Source organism: Campylobacter concisus, assembly GCF_002913945.1.
GTDB classification, from domain to species: Bacteria; Campylobacterota; Campylobacteria; order Campylobacterales; family Campylobacteraceae; genus Campylobacter_A; species Campylobacter_A concisus_P.
The window spans coordinates 169,983-191,076 of record NZ_POZK01000035.1 but is presented as its reverse complement, the minus strand read 5'-3'; the positions used below and the strand labels follow the sequence as shown (position 1 = coordinate 191,076).

The following is a 21,094-nucleotide window of genomic DNA, read 5'->3' as shown; positions in this document are numbered from 1 at the left end:
TGTGTGTTAATCTATATACTTTTAAGAAATAGGGATTATAGCACCGAAACAAAGGAGCTTGTATTTGAAAAAGAAGAGATAACGATCGAAAAGCTTGAAAGGCTTGCGGGTGATAATAGTTTAAGTAAAAACGAGCTTTTCGAACTTATTCAAATCTTTGTAGGAAATTTTAGTATACCAGCTAAAAATAACCAAGTCATGCCAAAAGAAGCAAATAACTATATAAATTTCATAATTTTAATCTGCTCTCATAAAAATTCTGATGCGAAGCTCATTAGTTTTTTAGACAAAGAGGCTAAAAAGAAAAATCCAAGCTATATTGTCGAGATAGAAGAGAGTGAGAAAATCGGCATAGAAAATCGCAAAAATCGTAGATAAATTTATTTAAAAAAGTGTAGTTAAAATATCTTAAAATTAAGCTTGGGATAAAAATGAGTTCTTATGATTTTGATTCTATATGCATGATATCTCTTATTTTCTTTTCAATCGTATTGCCTATATTTTTGATAATTCCTGCAGGTAAATATAACATAAAGGTTTATGCGAGTAAATTTGATCTAATCGGGCTTCATCTAATTTTTCCAATCATTATATTGCCTACTTTAGTAAGTGCTTTTATTTTTGTTTGTAGCTTTTTAAATATTTCAGATTATACTGGTTTAAGCTTTGTATTCTATGCTTTTTTAATTTTAATGATGGCCTATATAATTTATGGTTTTTATGTTTGTATCAGATATAACTACGGCTTTTTTCATTGCATTGTAGCGCTTTTCTTAAGATTTAATTATGTTACCCCGCTTATTTATCTGCTCTTTTTAGGCGGAAAAAACTACAAAGATGACAAAGAGGTAACCTCTAAAAATATGAGAGGCTTAAATCTTTTTGATCAGTTTAGATTTTCCATTTATAATTTAATTGCTATTAGAAACTAAAAGTATTTTAAGAGCATTAAAGGTTTTGCAATTAGAGAAAATGCCAAAAAGCAAGAGAAATTTTTACATTTAGCTTTTGCTTAATTTTTAGGTCTTTCTCGTTTTTAAAATTTTAGTCCAAAGCAGGTTTTTGTTTTGTCTTGTCATTTTTAAGCTTATCTTTTTTAGCTTCAAACTCAGCTATTACATTTGCATCAGGAAATAAATATCCATCTTCAACCATCAGATCAACTGCTTTTTTAAACATAGGCAACGCACTTTGAGCACCAAAGTAGTAGTAAGGTCTTTTAGGATCTCTTGCTAGAACGCCTATTGTGTAGCTATTGCCTCTTGTGTCATTTACAAAGCCAAAAAATGAGCCATTGTAGGTATTGCTGTATCCACCACTACCTGAGGCAATATGTGCAGTTCCAGTCTTGCCACCTATCTCAAGTCCTGGCGTAAAGGCTTTTAGTCCAGTACCTTTTTCAACCGTTTTTATTAAAATTCTCTTCATTATCTTTGCGGTTTCTTGTGATATAACTTGAGCTGGCTCGGACTTTGGCAAATCGTATCTTTTTCCATTTCTCTCTAAGTAGGCAACCATGTGAGGAGTAACTTCAATGCCTTTATTATTAAATGTATTGTAGGCTTTTAAAAGCTGCATAAATGTAGCTTGCAAGCCATATCCGTAGCTCACAGTCGCCTTATATGTCGATGAGTTTAGCTTTGTAACTGTTGGCATCATACCTACTTGCTCGTAAGGTAGATCTATGCCTGTTTTTCTTGAAAAGCCAAAATTTAAAAGTCCTTGATAAATTTGTGGCCCATTTAAACGCTCAACAAGCTGAATCATGCCAATGTTTGAACTGTGTACGATTATATCTTCAGCGCTCATAAAAGGCTCTGGATGGGTATCTTTGATTATCCTTTTGCCAAGTTGGTATCGGCCATTATAGGTATTTACAAGCTCAAATGGATTTACTTTCTTCTCTTGAAGTAAGATAGAAAATATAAATGGCTTAAAAACCGAGCCAACTTCATAAGCATATTCACTAACGGTCGAATTTAGAGCGCTATAATCTTGCTTTCTTATGTTTGAAGGATCGTATCTTGAGCTAGAAGCTAGGGCTAAAATTTCTCCGTTTTTGCTATTCATTATGCAGATGACTAGCTCTTTTGCATCTAGAAATTCACGCTTTTCATCTAAAATTTGCTCTAGTTTAGTTTGAAATTTAAGCGGTATAGAAAGTACCGCATTGTAGCCATCTACTCTTGTTGCTAAATTCGAGTCACTTGTTAAAATGATATTGTTTCCAATATCACGAGGGCCTAAAATTTTTGCATTTTGTATCGGAGCTAAATAATCTTCATAATATCTCTCAAGGCCTTTTACGCCTTTACTCTTTGTAAGTGCGTCACTTTCAGTTTTGCTCACGTAGCCAATAGCTGGTGTGAGGGCATCTTTTGACATAAATTTACGATTTTGGCCGCTCTCCATTACTCTCATGCCCTGAAATGAAGCAAGTCCTGTTTTTGGGTCAAGATATGAAACCAAAATACTCTTGCGATTTAGCTTTCTTGAGAGCTCTTGAAGGTAGGTAGCCCCCTTTGCATCAATGCTATATGAGAGTGTAACGATACCTTTTGTACCATTTATGATCTTTCTTACTTTGTTTGGATCGTCGCCACTGTAAAGTGAATATAGTTTGATAAACATCTCTTTTTTATTAGGATCGATGTTTCTAGTATCAAGCATCACTTTGTAAAGCTTTTGACTTGAAGAGATGCTAAAGCCATCTTTTGTGATTATGTTACCACGAATTGCTGTATTTATATCGCTTGTTTGAAGCCTAGGAAGCTTTCGCTCGATACTTGCTCTATAAAATATGACAAGCACAAATATTGAAATTCCAAAAGTAATTAATAAAAAAAGTATGGTTATTTTTGATTTTCTGGAATTCATTAATGACTTAAATTTGTGTTCTAGAAATTTCTTTATAAGCACTTAGTGCTTTGTTGCGAATTTCTAGCATAAGCTTCATGCTAGTCTCTGCTTTACCTATCGCAATAGCAGCTTGGTGAAGATCTTTTACCTCGCCAGTTGCAAGATCAGCTATGGCTTTATCAGCGTTTATTTGAACCTTGTTTAGCTCTTTTAAAGAGTCGTTTAAAGCATTTTCGAAGCCGCCTTGTTCGCCTGCTTTTGCTATTTTATTTGAATTTTCATTTTTATTTATTTTGTCTAAATTTATACTATTTATCATTATGCTTGTCCTGAAATAAGTGATATTGCACTTTGTGCTATTGTTTTTGCGTTTTGAAAGGCTGCCACGTTTGCTTGATATGCTCTTGTTGCTTCAAGTAGGTCAGACATCTCAATAACCGGATTTATATTTGGAAATGCGACGTAGCCATTTGCATTTGCGTCTGGATGGCTCGGGTCATATTTTAGCTGAAAGTCCTTATCGTCACGCACCACTTTATCCACGATCACGCTAGTTAGGGCAGGGTGAGCGTTTCTTGGTGAGCTTGGGTCGTCGAGTGGATTTTCATACTCAAGTAAGCTTTGCGAATTTTTAAGCTGATCATTTAAAATTTTATCAAAACTCATCTCTTTAAAGATGACCTCTTGCCTTCTGTAAGGGCCACCTTCAGCTGTTCTTGTAGTTTGAGCATTTGCTATGTTTGAGCTGATGACGTTCATTCTGAAACGTTGTGCGCTTAGTCCGTATCCACTAATATCAAAATCATTTAAGTATGACATCATCTCTCCTAGTTCTTAGCACTTGCGTCTATTACGCTTTTAAAGATATTGCTTTGAGCCTTGTAGGCGTTATCAAGGGCATTTATCATAACTGTGTTTTTGCTCATCTCTGTTGTTTCTACGTCAAGATCTACTGTATTTGCGTCATTTCTAGCCATGTGACCGTCACGTAAGAAAATTTGAGCTGTGTCGCTTTTTGGAAAATCAACTGCAGCCATATGTGCTTCGTTTGTCTTAGCAAGTTGTAGCTTTTTTTGGCTTGAAGTGTTATAAATTTCATTTGCTTTTTCTTTTAAAACATCTTCAAATCTTATATCTCTAGCTTTATAAAATGGTGTATCAACGTTTGCAAGATTGCCAGAGATTAGTTTTTGGCGTAGTTCTCTGCCTGCAAGAGCTGATTCAACAAGTGGGCTAGATTTTGATTTATCTAAAACAAACATTTAAAATCCTTATGAAATTTCACATTTTTATAAGCAAACGATGTTCCAAATATAGGGCAAATTTATTTTGTCTCATAAATTTTTACCAGATCTTCTTTCGTTTTTGTGACTTTTATACCACCAAGATAGTATTTTACCCCGTATTGTCCGCTATCTACGTCTGTTAAAATTTGATATTCGCCATTTTTTATCACTACTTTAAAAGGTAGTGCGATCTCGTGTTTGTATTCGATGTCTCTTACGATCTGTTCGGCAAGTCTGTCATTTATCTTTTGATTGTTTGTTATGAAATAGTAGGCATTAAATTTTTGCATAAATTCGTGCAAAACATACTCATTTGTGACATTTTCAAAGTGAGTTAGTCCAATTAGTGTAAATTTATCTTTGTTTTCAAGCTGATATTTTGTAAGCTCAGCTGCCTCTTTTTGACAAGGCGGGCAAAATGTACCAAAAATATCGATCATTAAAACCTTATTTTCATCATTTTTGATAGCAAAGCCGTGATCTTTTCGAACTAAAGTAAGCTCCTTGCCGCTTACATCTACAAGCTTAACCTCTTCATTTGGGCTAAATTCTTTAAAATTTACACTACTGCTCTCATCGTCACCACAGCCAAAAAAAGCAAATAAAGTGATTATTAAAACAAGCAAATTCTTCATCTTATCCCTTAAACATATCTTTTTATGGCAGCTCTTGCCTCTTTGTCTGCCTCGCGTCTTTTTAGAGTCTCGCGTTTATCGTGTAAATTTTTACCTTTTGCAAGGGCTAGTCTTGCTTTTACGATGTTTTTATCGCTTAGATAAAGTGCTAAAACAACCAGTGCTAGTCCATCTTGTGAGACTTGACCAAAAATTTTATCGATCTGCTTTCTATGCATCAAAAGTTTTCTGGCTGCTCGCTCATTTGGACGAAATGCGCTATGCGTGGTCTCAAGATAACTGATGTGGGCGTTTAATAAAAAAAGCTCACCCTTTATGACGCGCACAAAGCTATCTTTTAGATTTGCTCTACCAGCCCTTAGAGCCTTGACCTCGCTGCCTTTTAAAACGATGCCAGCCTCAAAGGTTTCAAGTATGCTAAAGTCATGCAAAGCTTTTTTGTTTTTTGCTAGATCTTTTATCAAAATTTTACCTTTTATTTTACGCTAAATACGCTACTGCCGCTGCCACTTAGAAATTTATCTTTAAACTCATTCATCTGTGGATAGAGTTTAAAACATGGGGCAAAAAGATCGTTTAACTCCCCATTTTTATAAATTTCAAGTAGCTCTTTGCTTTTTAAATTTTGCATCTTTTTTGCAGCATTAACGTCTATGTATTGTAAGAAATTGCTTCTAAATTCTTGATAAACCGCCGGTGTAGAGCAAAAAACATTTGGCGTGAAGATATTTAAACCAGGTACTTCATCATCAAATTCTTCTATGATCTCACCTATGCCGCTTACATTTGCCGCCTTGTAGCCACATACGAAAAAAGCGACATCTGCACCGATTTTAGACGCTATTTGCATCAAATTTTCATGTTTTATATTTAAATTTAGCTCATCATTTACCATAAGTAAAAAGGTGGCGGCATTTGAACTACCTCCACCAAGGCCCGCACCAATTGGGATATTTTTGTTGATGATGATTTTATGAGAGCTAAAAAACTCGTCAAGCTCGTTTGAAAAGCCGGCTCTTTTTAGCTCATCTATCGCTTTTTGAATGATGTTATCTTTTATATCGTGGTTGTTGCATTCTATAGCAAATGAATTTGACTTTTTAAAATAAATTTCATCAAAAAGCTGCTCACAGAGGATAAAGCGCGATAAAATTTCGTGGTAGCTGCCTCTAGTACCAACTATCTTTAAAAATATATTTATCTTTGCAAAGCTTTTCATTTCTCGATTTTTTTAGCTAGCTCATGAATATCGGCTTCACTTGCAGTTTTTGTGGCATGGATATTTTCATTTTTGATATCATTTGCTAGTTCGCTTCTTAGTATCATTGTATTTCGTGGCGCTTCGATACCGAGCTTAACAGTGTTTTTTGAAATATTTACTATGACAACTTTTATGTCATTTCCTATTAAAATTTCTTCATTTTCTTTTCTTGCTAGGATTAACATTTTTCAACCTTATTTAGAGTGTAATTTATAGTATCATCCGTGATTTGGATTACGCTCATAAATTTATCATAATTTAGCAAATAAATTCCTTGCTTTTGTGTTTCAAAATCGTTAATTTTTAATTTCTTACCATTAAGAATATCGTTTATGTCCCCAAAGTATGTATTATTCTGAATGTTTAAAAAATCACAAATATTCAAAAATTTTTCATTTTCGTAGCAAAATTTGCCTTCACTTATTCTTTTTAATGAGCTTAAAGTTACATTATAACCAAGCTTTTTTCCAAAAATTTCTGCATACGAACGGATATAACTTCCTTCGCTTACGCTTAAACTAATGGTTAAAAATGGGTGCGAATAGTTTAAAATTTGGCTATCAAAAATTTCCATCGTTTCTGTCTTTAGCTCAAATTCTTCGCCATTTCTAGCTAGCTTATAGGCTCTTGTACCATTTACATGTTTGGCACTAAATTTTGGCGGGATGTAGCTTATCCTGCCAGTCAGCTCACTTCTTATGGCTTCTAGTTTTTCTAAATTTATCTCTTCTACATTTGAAATTTCAGTGATATTTTCATTATCCATGCTCGGACTACTCGCCCCAAGCCAGATCGTAGCTTCATAGACTTTTGGACTTTTATCTAAAAATCTAAAAAATTTCGTATATGAACCAAAAGCGACTATTAGGCAGCCGCTTGCAAATGGATCAAGCGTACCTGAAAATCCAGCCTTTTTAATGCCATATTTTCTCTTTAGTCGTCCTAAAAAGTGGTTTGAACTCATGCCAGCTGGCTTATTTGCCACGAAGATGGCGTTCATACGGCCTTTTCCACGAAGCTTGACATTATTTCTCTTACATTGCCACCAAAATTTATAGTTAGCTTAAACTCTTTTTTGATCTTACTAACCGCGCTCACCCTACCGATACCAAAAATTTTATGCTTAACAAGGTCGCCTTTTTTAAATTCATTGCTCTGTTCGATGACTAGCGAGCCATGCGTTATGCCGCTCTCGCTTAAAAATCTGCTTTTATTTAGCCTTGTGCGCTGGCCTTTGTAAAAGCGTGAATTTGCAAAGCTTAGGCTAAGTGTTTTTTTGGCTCTTGTGATCGCCACGTATGCAAGCCTGCGTTCTTCTTCGATATCGCTACCATCGCCAATGAGTGGGAAAAATCCCTCTTCAAGGCCGATCACAAAAAGGTGTTCAAACTCAAGCCCCTTGCTCGCATGCACGCTCATGATACTGATAGCCTCATCGCTGATGCCGTCTTGCTCGCTTGTTAGCGTGATCTCATTTAGAAATTCTTCTAGATCAAAGCTTGGATTTTGCTTGATCTGATCTTTTAAAACAGCGTAAAATTCATCGATATTTGCTGCTCTTTCAGAGCCATCTGGCAAGCTCTCATAGTATTTTTTTACGCCAAATTTTGCTTCAAATTTATCTATTAGGTCAAAAACAGAGCTACTTTCTTGAAGCTCTTTTAGATTGTTCACAAACCCAACAAGTGCAGATTTTACCTTTTTGCTAAAGGCTTCGTCGTTATCAGAGATGTTTGAGATCGCTTCAAAGATAGAAATTTTACCCTCAAATGCCATCTTTTCAAGCTTATCAAGGCTTACTTTGCCAAGGCCGCGTTTTGGGCGATTTATGATGCGCCTTATTGAAAAATCATCGTTTGGATTGTTTATCAGCCTTAGATAGCTAATAATGTCTTTGATTTCGGCTCTTTCGTAAAATTTAACTCCGCCAACCATTTTATAGGCGATTTGCTCTTTGTTTAGCCCATCTTCAAGCGAGCGAGAAAGCGCGTTTATGCGGTATAAGATAGCGATATCTTTTGCTTGCACGCCTTTGCTTAAAAGCTCTTTTATGCATTTTGCGATCTTACTAGCCTCTACGCTCTCATCAAAGTTCTCTATCAAATTTACGGCCTCGCCTTCACCCTTTGTGCCCACAAGCTTTTTGCCAAGGCGGTTGCGGTTATGATCTATTAGTTCATTTGCAGCCTTTAGTATTGCCTCACTTGAGCGGTAGTTTTTCTCAAGTCTGATAATTTTTACATCTTTAAACTGATCTTTAAAATTTAAGATATTATCTATCTTCGCACCGCGCCAGCCATAGATACTTTGATCATCATCGCCTACGACGCAGATATTTTCGTGGCATAAGCAGAGCTTTTTTAGGAGTTTGTACTGAAGGTCGTTTGTGTCTTGATACTCGTCGACCATTATGTATTTGTAGCGATTTGAAATTTCTCTCGCTAGATCTTCGTTTTCATCTAAAATTTTATACGTAAGGCCTAGTAGATCGTCAAAATCAACAAGATTATTTGTTTTGAGATAATCTTCATATTTTTCATAAATTTGCGCAGCTTGCTTGTAAAAATTATCTTTGTTTTTATCAAATGATGAAAAATTTGCGTTTTTATAGACCTCTTCGACGCTTAAAAGCGAGTTTTTATAGTTTGAAATTTCACTTGATAAAATCGCCGTGGCAACCGGGCTTTCAAAGCTTTTGATGATGCGTTTTTTATCGTCTGTGTCGATTATGACGAAGTTATTTTTTCTGCCAAGCTTTTCTATGTAAAGCTTTAAAAACAAAAGTCCAAATTTGTGAAATGTGCAAAGTAGCGGCGAGTAGTTTTTGCCACTTTGGCTTAGCATCGCCATGGCTCTACTGCGCATCTCGTTGGCGGCTTTGTTTGTAAAAGTAAGAGTTAGTGTATTTGCCGCGTCTATACCGACCTCGCCGATGAGGTAGGCAAGCCTAGTTGTGATCGTCTTTGTCTTGCCGCTGCCAGCTCCTGCAAGTATGAGCATCGGACCATCTATATGAGTAGCTGCTTCGCGCTGAGATTCGTTTAAATTTGATAGTAATTTTTCCATTTTTTGCTTTTTAATTTTTCTTTTGATTTTAGCCAAAAATGCTTAAAATTACTATTTTTTCTTAAATATATCTTTATTTTTAGGATTTTGTAAAAAGACTGAAACTGATTTTTTTGTGTGGTCCGTTTGCTTCTCTTTTGGCTTGTAGATAGAGAAATTTACAAGGATCGGGCTATTTTCAACCAAAATTTGAACCACTGCACCAAGTGGGAAAGAGACCACAGAGGCAAAATTTTCACTACCAAATCCAGCCTCAAAGCTAAGCTCATCTTGCGTTAATTTCGCACTCTCAAGCGTATAGCCACCAAGTGAAAACATAATGACTGGCATGCTAAAGCTTCTACTTATCTCATCTGGCAAGCTTGGCTCGAAGCTAACTAGCGGTAAATTTGCCATAACTGAGAAATTTACCCCTTTTTCAAGCAAAAAATCAATGCACTCATAGACGTGCATCTTCATCAAAAGTGAAAATTTCTCATCATCTAAAATTTCGTCTAACATCTTAATCCTTTGAAATTTCTAAAAACTCATCTACTAGCTTGTTAACCTCATTTATGCCGATCTGCCAGAAATTTTTATCATCGATATCAAAGCCAAATTTACCTACAAGCTCCTTTGGACTAAGGCTGCCGCCAAGGCTCAAAAACTCAGTGTAAATTTCAACAAAATTTTTGCATTTGCCACTTTTGTAAAGCCCAAAAAGTGCAAGCACAAGAAGTTGCGCATAAGAGTAGGCGTAGCAGTAAAATGGCGTGTGGATGAAGTGCGGGATGTAGCTCCACCAAATCTTGTAGTAGTCATTTAGCGTGACACTTTTGCCAAACATTTTTTTGCTCTCTCTTAGCCAAATTTTATTTAGCTCATCTAGGCTGATCTCGCCCTCGTGTGCATGCACGGCTCGCTCAAATGTGGTGAAATTTATCTGGCGATAAAGCGTGGCAAATATATCCTCGATCTTGCCAGCAAGCAGTGAAATTTTCTCTTTTTTGCTAAGGTTTTCTTTTATGTGGTCAAAAACTAGCATCTCGCAAAAGACTGAAGCCGTCTCAGCCGTGGTTAGCGGAGTGTCTGAGTTTAGGTAGCTTACGCTATATGAGAGCTTTTGATGCACAGCATGGCCAAGCTCGTGGGCAAGCGTGAAAAGGTCTCTTCGCTGGTTTGTGTGATTTAGCAAAACATAAGGGTGTGTGTCGCTTGATCCTGAGTGAGAAAAAGCGCCGCCTCGCTTGTTTGGCGCTGGATAAACGTCGATCCAGCCGTTACTAAAGGCACTTTTAGCGATTTCACCAAACTTGCTTGAGAAATTTGAAAATGCTTTTAAAACTATCTTTTTGCACTCATCAAATTTATACTCACCCTCACTGCTAAGAGGTGCATATCTGTCGTAGTCATAAAGCTTTTTAAGGCCTAAAATTTCTCTTTTGCGCTCGTAAAATTTAGCAACCAGGTCAAAATTTTTCTCAGTTACAGCAATGAGCGAGTCAACGCTTTTTTTGGTGATTTGATTTTCAAGGTGTCTTGGCTCTTCTGGAAGATTGAAATTTCGCAGCTCGCAGCTCGTTTTTAGATCAGTTTTTATCATATTATATATATAGCCAAGAAGGTGCTGGTGTTTACTAAGCTCATTTGAAAGGCTTTTGGCAGCTAGTTTTCGTACACTCTGATCGTTATCATGAAGCTTAGCTAAAATTTCCTCTTCGCTTAAAAGCTCGCCTTTAAATTTAAACCTCATCTTGCTCATACTCTCATCAAAAAGCCTCGAAAACCCCTCAGCCCCTGTGCTAGCTGTGCGTAGTAAGACTTTCTCTTCAGCTACACTTAACTGGTGCGGTTTAGCTTTGGCTAGGTTGCTTAAATAGTAGCTGTATTTTTTGGAACTTTTGATAATTTCTTCTTGTTTTTTAGGACTAAGCTCATTAAATTTGATCTCAAAAAATATCAAATTTTCATTTGCTTTTGTCGCTATCTCGTCGATCTTTGCATAAAATGCGCCCTTGCTTGTATCTTTAGCAAAATTTAAAAAAGCGTAAGTCATGGTTTTTGAAATTTTAGCTATCAAGCTTTCATATTCGCCAAATGCCTTTAAAAACTCATCTGTTTTTAAATTTTTATATTTTTCTAAATATTTTTCTTTAAATTTTTTACACTCTTTTTGTAAATTTCGAGCGTTTTGCTCGCACTCTTTTTCATTTGAAAAAAGTGCTTTTAGATCCCAAACCTGCATAAATTTCCTTTATAATTTTTTGGGATATTTTACAAAAAAATGGATAAAATTAAAATTTCAGCCAAAATTTAGCTGAAATTTTATGTGTATTAGTTTGAAGTCTCTGAGGCTACGGCTGTAAAAAGTACATCAGATGAGCTATTTAGCGCAGTTTCAACTGAGTCTTGGATAACACCAATAGTAAAGCCAACTGTTACAAACTGCATAGCGATATCGTTACTGATACCAAAAAGACCGCACGCTAATGGCACTAGAAGAAGTGAGCCTCCAGCCACGCCAGATGCACCACAAGCGCCAAGAGCTGAGATGAAGCAAAGAAGTAGCGCATCGCCAAATGTAACTGTGATAGATGGGATAGAATTTACCGCAGTAAGTGCTAGGATGCTGATGGTAACTGCTGCACCGCCCATGTTTATGGTGGCACCTAGTGGGATAGAGATAGAGTAGAGCTCTTCTTTTAACCCAAGCTTTTTGCAAAGCGCCATATTTACAGGGATATTTGCAGCTGAGCTTCTTGTAAAAAATGCTGAAATAGCACTCTCTTTTAGGCAGATCATGACAAGCGGATAAGGATTTTTTCTAGTTAATACAAAAACCATGGCCGGATAGATGATAAATGCGACAACAAGCATTGCCCCAACAAGAACTAAGATCAGTTTTAGATATCCTGCAAGTACTTCAAATCCAGTTTCGTGAATGCTAATAGCTACCATACCAAAGATACCAAATGGAGCTAGTCTAATGATAAATTTAACGATATGAGTCACACCATCGCTTATGTCTTTAAATACTTTTTTGGTCTCAGCTGTGGAATTTCTAAGTGCTATACCACTACCAACTGCCCAGGTGATGATGCCTATATAGTTACCATTTGCAAGGGCGTTTATTGGATTTTCGACCATTTTATAAATGAGATCTTTTAAAACATTGGTAATCCCTTGAGGCGCTGACATATCAGCACTTGCAAGACCTTTTAAAGAAAGCTCCACTGGGAATAAGAAACTAGCAACAACTGCAACAACGGCTGCTAAAAATGTACCGACAAGATAGAGTGTAATGATCTTTTGCATACCTTTTGTATGACCAAAATCTCTTAAAATGATGGATGTTGCTACTAAAACAAAGACAAGAATTGGTGCGATAGCTTTTAAAGCGCCTTTGAATAAATCGCCTAAAACTGAAGCTGAAGCTGCAATAGAATCTGCTGAGCTAGCTTTTTCTTTGGCTTCGTTTAGCTGCTTGGCTTCATCTTGACTAAGGTGAGTTTTTATAACTTCATCTACGCTCAAACCACTTTCGTTTTGAATAGTTTGAATTTTAGCTGAAATATTGTTGTAAGGGGCTGCCTGATAATGTGTGTAAAAGCCAACTAGGGCACCTAGGATGATACCAACTAAAATTTGAACTATCAAATTTCCATCGGCGTATCTTCTTGCTATGTTTTTAAGCATATTCATTTGACACCTTAATAAATTAGTTTTTTATTGATTTTAGCTAAACAATTTTTAAATATAAAGAATTTGATAAAGATTAATTAGCCTTTTAAATAGATTTGTTACAATTGCACAAAATTTAGTCAAGAAAAAAGGATAAAAATGTATCTATTTACTTCCGAAGTTGTAAGTCCAGGTCACCCAGACAAATGTGCTGATATTATCGCTGATAGCATTGTTGATACCATCTTAACGCAAGATCCAAATGGACGCGTTGCAAGCGAAGTTTTTGTAGCTGGAAAAAATATAATAATAGGCGGAGAGATAAACTCAAAGGTGAAACTCTCTTATAAAGACTACGAAAAGATCGTAAAAGATGCTCTTGCGCACATTGGGTATGATGGTAAGAGTAACTTTACAAAAGAGCAGTGTTTGCACCCAGACGATATCGAGGTCAAAGTTTGTTTAAATCAACAAAGCCCAGATATAAATCAAGGCGTCGATCAAAGTGACGGTGAGATCGGAGCAGGTGATCAAGGCATCATGTTTGGTTTTGCAAGCTGCGAAGCGAAAGAATTTATGCCAGCAGCTATAACTTACGCAAGAATGCTTTGTGAAAAAGTCTATAAATTTGCCAAAGCAAACCCTGATAAACTTGGTGTTGATATAAAAACACAAGTTACGATTGATTATGGCAGCAAAGATAACTTTGAAAACTGCAAACCTCAAAGCATCCACACTATCGTCGTCTCTGTGCCTTGCGTGGAGAGCATGAAGATAGAAGAGCTTCGCGCACTAATACAAAATTTAATAGATGAAACTGGCCTTCCAAAAGAGCTATATAATAAAGAAAAAACGATCATCTATATAAACCCAACAGGCAGATATGTAAATCACAGCTCACTTCACGATAGCGGCCTAACAGGCAGAAAACTAATCGTCGATAGCTTTGGCGGATATAGCCCGATAGGTGGCGGTGCTCAGTCAAGTAAAGACTACACGAAGGTTGATCGCAGCGGACTTTACGCAGCGCGCTGGATAGCCAAAAATATCGTCGCAGCTGGTCTTGCTAAAAAATGTATCGTTCAGATAAGCTACGCTATTGGCGTTGCAAAGCCAACCTCGGTTAGCGTTGATACGATGGGAACTCATGCAAATGGCGTAAATGACGATATGCTTTCAAATTTTGTAAGCGAGCATTTCGCACTAACTCCTCGCTGGATAACAAATAAATTTGGTCTTGATAAACCGAGCAAAGATACGTTTTTATACGCAAAAGTAGCTGCAAAAGGTCAAGTGGGAAATGCAAAATACCCTTGGGAAAAGCTTGATGCGGTCGATACTTTCAAGGCTTTACTAAAAAAATAATCAAAAAAGTGGCTTTATTTTAAAAGCCACTTTAAATTTCTTTTAGAACTCATTCCAAAACGCTTTTTTTGGCTTTATTATCTCACTTTTTGAGCCATTTACGCTGTGATAGACTGCTTTATTGTATTTTGTGGCAAGGTGCTTTATAAGCAACTTTTGAAGCACGGGCTCGCTGCTTGGCACAAACCAGCCATTGTTTGTGATAGCTACAACCACGTCAAATTCGCCTTTGTAAAGCTCCTCTTTTGTCGCCTCATAGCAGATAGCATTTCTAATTTTAACTCCGTCTATCTCATAGTCGCTAAAATTTTCAGCCTTTTTAAAGTCACTAGCTCCACCAAAAAATAGCTTATTTACCGCATCTTGCATAAATTTTGGCAGAGGAATTTCTTCGCCAAATGGCACTAAAAATTTCTTATCCATTCGCCTAAGAGTGCCATCTTGAAACAAAAATGCAGAGTTATAAATTTGCTTATTTTCATAGGCAAGCGCACCAGCTACGATGGTTATCTTTTTTGAAAGCTCTTTTAGCTCATCAACGAGCAGTGGCTCATTTGTCATAAATAATGGAAACGCGCTCTCTGGCAGTACGATAAGGCGTTTTTGCTCGGCTATGGCGTTATTTATTAAGTCTAAATTGTCATTTGTAAATTTCATGCGTAAGCTTTTATCCCAGCGCACCCTTTGAGCGACATCGGTGTTTATTAGTTCCACGTCAAATGGCAAAGTTTTTGCCTCGCTACTTTTAAACTGCAAGGCGGCGATGAGGCAGATAAAAGCTAGGCCAAATTTTAAAATTTTGCCTTTTAAACTCAAAGAAATGGCTGCTAAAAATATAAATATAAGCCCTCTTGTGCTTGGCTCAAAAGCCCCCAAAACAAGCGTTGCTTCAAGATTAAACCAGTTAAAGCCAAATGGATGAACGTAGCTTACTAAAAATAGCAAAACAGCCCTAAGCGATATAAAGCTTGGGAAAGAGGCCACCCAGAACATAAACCCATAAACAAGGGCTACAAAGAGAATGACAAAAGGTATAAGCCAGATCAGATCGTAGTAGATAAAACTAAAGCTGATCCAATAAAACCATAAAATTCCAGTGAAAAATCCAGCTGCAAAAAATCCAGCCCTGCTTAAATTTATGATGATGCCAATTCCAGTCAAAGTTAGAAACGGTGAGATGAAATTTAATAGCAAATTCTCGAAGAGGCTTAAAAAAATAAAGTTGGAAAGCAAAAAAGCACCGACAAAGGCTTTTATTATAATTTTAGTGCTAAAATGCCCATTTAAAAATCTTACAAATAAGGAAATCCATGCAAAACGCTGATTTTTTAACATCATTACTACCTCTTGTTGTGCTTTTCGCCATATTTTACTTTTTGGTTATTAGACCTCAACAAAAACAACAAAAAGCCCATGCAGCAATGCTCGCAGCTCTTGATAAAGGTGATAAGATAATAACTAATGGCGGACTTATCTGCGAAGTGATTAAAGCCGAAAATGATTTTATCAAAGTTAAACTTAACGATGATGTAATCGTTCGCATAGCACGCGAGTTTGTAGCTAAAAAGATCGAAGATAAATAATGCGTAACGCAAGAGTCACATATAGGCTAATTATCTTAATATTAGCCTTAATTTTTGGTTTTGGCTTTTCGGTGCCATCTTTTTTTCAAACTCAAAATGGGGCTAAAATTTCACTTGGCCTTGATCTTCAAGGCGGCCTTCATATGCTACTTGGTGTTGAAACGAGCGAAGCTATTCACTCAAAAATAAAATCAATAGCCGGAAGTATAAATTATTATGCTAAAAAAGAAGATGTGTTAATTGATAAATTTAAGATTAAAGAAGAGAACATTGACTTTACTCTCCTTGATGGCGACGAGGCTCCAAAAGTAGATAAAGCACTAGCCGAGATAAAGGGGCTTGATATTAAAAAAGATGGTTTAAATTACAGCATATCTTTAACCGAGCAAGAAAGAACGGATACGATCGAATATGCGATCTCGCAAGCTGTTGAAACTATTAGAAACAGACTCGATCAGTTTGGTCTAGCTGAGCCAACTGTTGCCAGACAGGGCAAAGATAATATCCTAGTTGAGCTTCCTGGCATAAAGACTGAAGAGGATGAACAAAGAGCAAGAGATCTCATCGCAAAGGCTGCTCACTTGCAGCTTATGGCAGTTGATGATAAAAGACAAGATCAGGCTAATACAATGAGCGAGGCTGAAGCTGAAAGCTACGGCGATGTGATCTTTAAAGATGCTAAAAATGACCGCGTGAAATACGTAGTTAAAAATATCCCAGTGCTTGACGGCTCGATGCTAACTGACGCAAAGGTTGCATTTTCTCAGCAAAATAACCTACCGATCATAAATTTCACTCTAAATTCAGAGGGTGCTAGAATTTTTGGCGATTTTACTGGTACAAATGTCGGTAAAAGGCTTGCTATCGTGCTTGATGGCAAGGTTTATTCAGCTCCAGTTATCAACGAAAGAATAGGTGGCGGAAGTGGTCAGATAAGTGGTGGCTTTACCCTTGATGAGGCTCACGATGTAGCGATCGCTCTTAGAAGCGGCGCACTTTTAGCGCCTGTTAAGATGCTAGAGAAAAGAAGCGTTGGCCCATCTTTAGGACAAGAGAGCATCAACCAAAGCATGGTAGCTCTTGCTGCTGGATCTATCTTGGTTGTGCTATTTATGCTAGTTTATTATGGAATTTCTGGAATTTTCGCAAATATCGCACTAGTTGCGGATGTTGTTATATTAGTCGCTGTGATGGCGCTTTTTGGAGCGACGCTTACTTTACCAGGTATGGCTGGTATCGTGCTAACGATCGGTATGGCTGTTGATGCAAACGTCATCATAAATGAACGTATTCGCGAGCTTTTACGTGAAGGTGTTGCGATAAGGACAGCTGTGCAAAAGGGTTATGAGCACGCTATGAGCGCGATTATTGACTCAAACTTAACTACTATCATCACAGTTGCGGTACTTTACGCTTATGGTACTGGTCCAGTTAAAGGCTTTGCAGTAACAATGGCAATAGGTATCATGGCTTCGATGCTAACAGCTATACTTGGCACTCATGGTATGTTTGATGCTGCTATGGACAAGATAGAAAAAAGTGGAAATACCAGACTTTGGTTTGGTTATAAAAGGAGCTAATGATGCAAATTTTTACTAAGGCAAAAGTTTATGATTTTATGCGTTTTAGATTTGCTTCACTAGCATTTTCTATATTTTTATTTGTTGGCTCTATCGTTTTACTTGCTACAAAGGGGTTAAACTACGGCATTGATTTCTCTGGCGGTACGCTTATTCAGCTAAAATACGACACCAAAGCGCCACTCGATAAAATCCGCGACGCTTTTGGCACAAATGAAGTGCTTAAAAACGCCTCTGTTACTGAGTTTGGGAGTGACGATGAGGTGGTTATTAGATTTTCAGGTTCAAGCTCAAATTTAACTGGCGACATCGGTACCGAGATAAAGCAAATCTTAAAAGATACTGGAAATTTTGAAGTAAGACGTGTTGATATCGTTGGACCAAAGGTTGGCGACGAGCTTAGAGAAAAAGGCTTGATGGCTCTTGGAATTTCACTAATTGGTATATTAATCTACATCACATTTAGATTTGAGTGGAGATTTGCTCTAGCTGCGATCGCAACTGAAATTCACGATATAGTCATAACTGTTGGTGCTATTTCGCTATTTAATATTGATGTAAATTTGGATACGCTAGCGGCTATTTTAACGGTGCTTGGCTACTCTCTAAATGATACGATTATTATCTTTGATAGGATCAGAGAGGGTATCAAAGAGAGCAAGCGAACTGATATTGAAGGTGTTATAAACGAGTCAGTCTCAGCCACACTTTCAAGAACTATCTTAACTTCAGCAACTACGATGATGACAGTTCTTGTGTTATTTTTATTTGGTGGAGATATGATACATGGATTTTCATTTATTCTTATCGTTGGCATTGTCATAGGAACGATCAGTTCGATCTACATCTCTTCGCCGTTTCTTATCTGGTTTAAATTTAGCATCGAGCATTTTAGAAGTAGAGAGACTGAAAAGCAAAAGATAAAAAAAGAGCGCGAAAAAGAGCGTGCTATGTTTGAGAAAGGCGTTGTGTAAGGAGGGATAATGAACTGGGGAAAAGTTATCTACATATTTTTTGCATTGATGAGTCTTACGACTACGGCAGAATTTTTATATGATAAAAACGAGATCGCCCTTTTTGTGGCGGCTAGTATAAATTTGGTTTCAACGCTACTTAAGATCGGTGTTAAAAATTTACTCTCAGCCGAGCTTTTTGCAAGTTCACTGGTTGCTGATTTACACCTTATACCAGCTTTTGTTATTTTGCAAGTCTCTGAAAATATAACACTTAGCTATTCGTTGGCTATTGGTGCAGTCATCGCAAATATATTTTCACTAGCTTTGGTATTAATAGAATCAAGCAAAGCACAAGAAGAATTTTAGGAGAAAAAAATGGCTGAAAAGAGAAAATATGAGCCTTTAAAGATAGAAAAAAAATGGCAAGAAATTTGGGATAAAAATGAAGAATTTGAACCAAAAGCCGATCTAAGCTTGCCGAAAAAATATATCCTAAGTATGTTTCCGTATCCAAGCGGACGCATACATATGGGGCATGTGAGAAACTACTCTATCGGTGATGCACTTGCTAGATCATATAGAAAAAGCGGCTACAACGTGCTTCATCCTATTGGCTTTGACAGCTTTGGCATGCCAGCTGAAAATGCAGCCATAAAACATAAAATTCACCCTAAAATTTGGACTTATGAAAACATTGACTATATGAAAAAAGAGCTTGCAAGCCTTGGTTTTTCATTTTCTAAAAAGAGAATTTTAGCTACTTCTGATCCACTTTACACAAAGTGGGAGCAAAGCTTTTTTATAAAGATGTTTGAAAAAGGGCTTGTTTATAGAAAAAATGCCATTATAAATTGGTGCGAATATGATCAAACTGTGCTTGCAAACGAGCAGGTGGAGGATGGCAAATGCTGGAGATGTGGTAATGATGTTGTACAAAAAGAGCTTCCAGGATATTACTTTAACATCACAAAATACGCTAGCGAGCTACTTGATGATCTGAAACTTCTTGAAGGCAAATGGCCAAATCAAGTAATTACAATGCAAGAAAACTGGATCGGCAGAAGCTACGGCTTAGAGTTTAAATTTAGCCTTGATGAGGCTTCAAAAGAGACTTTGGGCGGTAAATTTGACGGCTTTGAGGTATTTACTACAAGGGCCGATACAATTTACGGCGTTAGCTACACAGCCCTTGCACCTGAACATCCTATTGTAAAAGCGTTGCTTGAGAGTGATAAAATTGATGAAAACAAAAAGATAAAGATAAAAACAATCCTAAATCAAAGCCCAAGAGAGCGCCAAGCTAGCGATAAAGACGGAGAATTTTTAGGAATTTATGTCGTTCATCCGCTCACAAATGAAAAAATCCCAGTTTGGGTTGCAAATTTTATCCTAGCTGACTACGGCAGTGGTGCTATCATGGCTGTACCTGCACATGATCAAAGAGATTACGAGTTTGCAACTAAATTTAATCTTCCTATAAAGCCAGTAGTAAAGCCGCTTGAGGGCGAGAGCGACGGTTCTAAAGCATACTCTGAGTATGGAATTTCTATAAATTCTGAGCTTATAAATGGACTTACTTCAGAAGAAGCTAAAAATTCCATAATAGAAAAATTTGAAAAAGATGGTTTAGGCAAAAGGATCACAAACTACAAACTAAGAGACTGGGGAATTTCTCGTCAAAGATATTGGGGTGCACCAATACCAGTAGTTCACTGCAAATGCTGCGGCGTAGTGCCTGAAAAAGAGGAAAATTTACCTATCGCGCTACCTGAAGATGTCGAGATCACAGGCGAGGGCAATCCTTTAGATAAACATCCAACTTGGAAATTTACAAAGTGTCCAAAATGCGGACAAGATGCGATCAGAGAGACTGATACGATGGATACGTTTGTGGAGAGTAGCTGGTATTTTGCTAGATTTGCAAGCGATGAGAAGACTTGGGAACAAAAAGCGCTTGATGAAAAGAGCGTGAATTACTGGATGAATGTAGATCAGTATATCGGAGGCATCGAGCATGCGATCTTGCACCTTTTATACGCTAGATTTTTCCAAAAGGTCTTAAGAGATCTAGGCTATCTAAGAGATGACGAGCCATTTGAAAATTTGCTAACTCAAGGCATGGTCTTAAAAGATGGCAAAAAGATGAGCAAAAGTAAGGGCAACGTCGTAGATCCTGATGATATTATCAATAAATATGGTGCCGATACGGCAAGACTGTTTATCCTATTTGCTGCTCCTCCTCAAAAAGAGCTTGAGTGGAACGACAGCGCAGTTGAAGGCGCGTTTAGGTTTTTAAATAGGCTTTGGGAGAAGGCACAAACTATCAAAAAGATAGACGAACTGCCTCAGATAGATCATGAAAGCCTAAACAAAGACGAGAAATTTGCAAGGCTAAAAATTTATGAAGCGCTTAAAAAATCAACCGAGGTTTTTGGCGACACATTTGCTTTTAATACACTAATCGCTGCTTGTATGGAGGCGCTAAATGCTATAAATGCTCAGGATAACGACGATGTAAATGCCGAGGGCTTTTTTATCATCTTAAATTTACTCGAGCCTATCGTGCCGCATATTGCAAATGAGCTTAGCGAAGAGCTTTTTGGTAGAAAAAATTTCACAAAGATAGCTGTAAAAGAAGAGGTTTTTGTAAAAGATAGCATTGCTCTTGCAGTTACAGTAAATGGCAAAAAAAGGGCTGAATTTGAAGTGGCAGCGAGCGAGAGTGAGGGTGAAATTTTAAAGCTAGCTAAGCAAAATGTGGCTAAATGGCTTGAAGGAAAAGAAATTTTAAAAGAGATTTATATAAAAGGCAAATTAGTAAATTTTGTCATTAAAGGATAAAT

Annotated in this window: 22 protein-coding genes; 8 read left to right on the top strand and 14 right to left on the bottom strand. The window is 37.0% G+C overall.

Features of this window, described 5'->3' with window-relative positions:
* Positions 1-3: 3 nt before the first annotated feature.
* Both CYP64_RS08605 and CYP64_RS08600 read left to right on the top strand, forming a co-directional pair.
* On the top strand, positions 4-378 hold the full coding sequence (locus CYP64_RS08605; RefSeq protein WP_258032993.1) for a fatty-acid--CoA ligase: 375 nt from the start codon (positions 4-6) through the stop codon (positions 376-378).
* 53 nt (positions 379-431) lie between these two features.
* On the top strand, positions 432-932 hold the full coding sequence (locus CYP64_RS08600; protein ID WP_258032992.1) for a hypothetical protein: 501 nt from the start codon (positions 432-434) through the stop codon (positions 930-932).
* Positions 933-1,044: 112 nt separating this feature from the next.
* Here the strand turns inward: CYP64_RS08600 and CYP64_RS08595 are convergent, their stop codons facing one another.
* The 13 genes from CYP64_RS08595 to sstT form a co-directional block, all read right to left on the bottom strand.
* Positions 1,045-2,877 carry a peptidoglycan D,D-transpeptidase FtsI family protein gene (locus CYP64_RS08595; protein WP_072594993.1) on the bottom strand — a complete coding sequence of 611 codons (1,833 nt, stop codon included), beginning with the start codon at positions 2,875-2,877 and terminating at the stop codon, positions 1,045-1,047.
* Between the two features lie 7 nt (positions 2,878-2,884).
* Complete coding sequence (gene fliE / locus CYP64_RS08590) at positions 2,885-3,178, bottom strand: flagellar hook-basal body complex protein FliE (protein ID WP_054196419.1); 294 nt, start codon at positions 3,176-3,178, stop codon at positions 2,885-2,887.
* Positions 3,178-3,678: a flagellar basal body rod protein FlgC gene (gene flgC / locus CYP64_RS08585; protein ID WP_103649427.1), complete on the bottom strand. Its 501-nt coding sequence runs from the start codon at positions 3,676-3,678 to the stop codon at positions 3,178-3,180. The genes fliE and flgC overlap by 1 nt, the downstream gene beginning before the upstream one ends.
* An 8-nt stretch (positions 3,679-3,686) precedes the next feature.
* Complete coding sequence (gene flgB / locus CYP64_RS08580; RefSeq protein WP_103649426.1) at positions 3,687-4,121, bottom strand: flagellar basal body rod protein FlgB; 435 nt, start codon at positions 4,119-4,121, stop codon at positions 3,687-3,689.
* 62 nt (positions 4,122-4,183) lie between these two features.
* Positions 4,184-4,780 (bottom strand): thioredoxin, encoded by a 597-nt coding sequence (locus tag CYP64_RS08575; protein ID WP_103649425.1) that lies wholly within the window; start codon positions 4,778-4,780, stop codon positions 4,184-4,186.
* 8 nt (positions 4,781-4,788) lie between these two features.
* Positions 4,789-5,241 carry an SsrA-binding protein SmpB gene (smpB, locus tag CYP64_RS08570; protein ID WP_035170093.1) on the bottom strand — a complete coding sequence of 151 codons (453 nt, stop codon included), beginning with the start codon at positions 5,239-5,241 and terminating at the stop codon, positions 4,789-4,791.
* A 14-nt stretch (positions 5,242-5,255) separates the two neighbouring features.
* The gene (locus CYP64_RS08565; RefSeq protein WP_103649424.1) at positions 5,256-5,999 is read right to left on the bottom strand and encodes a 4-(cytidine 5'-diphospho)-2-C-methyl-D-erythritol kinase; all 744 of its coding nucleotides are present in this window, start codon (positions 5,997-5,999) and stop codon (positions 5,256-5,258) included.
* Positions 5,996-6,226 (bottom strand): carbon storage regulator CsrA, encoded by a 231-nt coding sequence (gene csrA, locus CYP64_RS08560; protein WP_021090864.1) that lies wholly within the window; start codon positions 6,224-6,226, stop codon positions 5,996-5,998. The genes CYP64_RS08565 and csrA overlap by 4 nt, the downstream gene beginning before the upstream one ends.
* The gene (truB, locus tag CYP64_RS08555) at positions 6,220-7,041 is read right to left on the bottom strand and encodes a tRNA pseudouridine(55) synthase TruB (protein ID WP_103649423.1); all 822 of its coding nucleotides are present in this window, start codon (positions 7,039-7,041) and stop codon (positions 6,220-6,222) included. The genes csrA and truB overlap by 7 nt, the downstream gene beginning before the upstream one ends.
* Positions 7,038-9,107 carry an ATP-dependent helicase gene (locus tag CYP64_RS08550; protein ID WP_103649450.1) on the bottom strand — a complete coding sequence of 690 codons (2,070 nt, stop codon included), beginning with the start codon at positions 9,105-9,107 and terminating at the stop codon, positions 7,038-7,040. The genes truB and CYP64_RS08550 overlap by 4 nt, the downstream gene beginning before the upstream one ends.
* 51 nt (positions 9,108-9,158) lie before the next feature.
* On the bottom strand, positions 9,159-9,608 hold the full coding sequence (locus tag CYP64_RS08545) for a hypothetical protein (protein ID WP_103649422.1): 450 nt from the start codon (positions 9,606-9,608) through the stop codon (positions 9,159-9,161).
* A gap of 1 nt (position 9,609) precedes the next feature.
* Complete coding sequence (locus tag CYP64_RS08540) at positions 9,610-11,331, bottom strand: M3 family oligoendopeptidase (RefSeq protein ID WP_103649421.1); 1,722 nt, start codon at positions 11,329-11,331, stop codon at positions 9,610-9,612.
* Between the two features lie 89 nt (positions 11,332-11,420).
* Complete coding sequence (gene sstT / locus CYP64_RS08535; RefSeq protein ID WP_440130151.1) at positions 11,421-12,788, bottom strand: serine/threonine transporter SstT; 1,368 nt, start codon at positions 12,786-12,788, stop codon at positions 11,421-11,423.
* Positions 12,789-12,926: 138 nt separating this feature from the next.
* Here sstT and metK point away from each other — a divergent pair, with 138 nt between their 5' ends.
* Positions 12,927-14,132 (top strand): methionine adenosyltransferase, encoded by a 1,206-nt coding sequence (metK, locus tag CYP64_RS08530; protein ID WP_103649420.1) that lies wholly within the window; start codon positions 12,927-12,929, stop codon positions 14,130-14,132.
* Positions 14,133-14,174: 42 nt separating this feature from the next.
* Here the strand turns inward: metK and CYP64_RS08525 are convergent, their stop codons facing one another.
* Positions 14,175-15,467: an apolipoprotein N-acyltransferase gene (locus CYP64_RS08525; RefSeq protein WP_181001712.1), complete on the bottom strand. Its 1,293-nt coding sequence runs from the start codon at positions 15,465-15,467 to the stop codon at positions 14,175-14,177.
* On the opposite strand from CYP64_RS08525, the gene yajC reads away from it, so the two are divergent.
* The 5 genes from yajC to leuS are packed head-to-tail and all read left to right on the top strand — an operon-like array spanning position 15,443 to position 21,092.
* Positions 15,443-15,715: a preprotein translocase subunit YajC gene (yajC, locus tag CYP64_RS08520; protein WP_021090619.1), complete on the top strand. Its 273-nt coding sequence runs from the start codon at positions 15,443-15,445 to the stop codon at positions 15,713-15,715. The two genes, CYP64_RS08525 and yajC, sit on opposite strands and share 25 nt — an antisense overlap.
* Positions 15,715-17,295 (top strand): protein translocase subunit SecD, encoded by a 1,581-nt coding sequence (gene secD / locus CYP64_RS08515; RefSeq protein WP_103649418.1) that lies wholly within the window; start codon positions 15,715-15,717, stop codon positions 17,293-17,295. Before yajC ends, secD begins: the two co-directional genes overlap by 1 nt.
* 2 nt (positions 17,296-17,297) lie before the next feature.
* The gene (gene secF, locus CYP64_RS08510; RefSeq protein ID WP_103649417.1) at positions 17,298-18,269 is read left to right on the top strand and encodes a protein translocase subunit SecF; all 972 of its coding nucleotides are present in this window, start codon (positions 17,298-17,300) and stop codon (positions 18,267-18,269) included.
* Between the two features lie 9 nt (positions 18,270-18,278).
* On the top strand, positions 18,279-18,617 hold the full coding sequence (locus tag CYP64_RS08505) for a DUF6394 family protein (RefSeq protein WP_021090699.1): 339 nt from the start codon (positions 18,279-18,281) through the stop codon (positions 18,615-18,617).
* 9 nt (positions 18,618-18,626) lie between these two features.
* Positions 18,627-21,092 carry a leucine--tRNA ligase gene (leuS, locus tag CYP64_RS08500; RefSeq protein ID WP_103649416.1) on the top strand — a complete coding sequence of 822 codons (2,466 nt, stop codon included), beginning with the start codon at positions 18,627-18,629 and terminating at the stop codon, positions 21,090-21,092.
* The last annotated feature ends 2 nt before the right edge of the window (positions 21,093-21,094 follow it).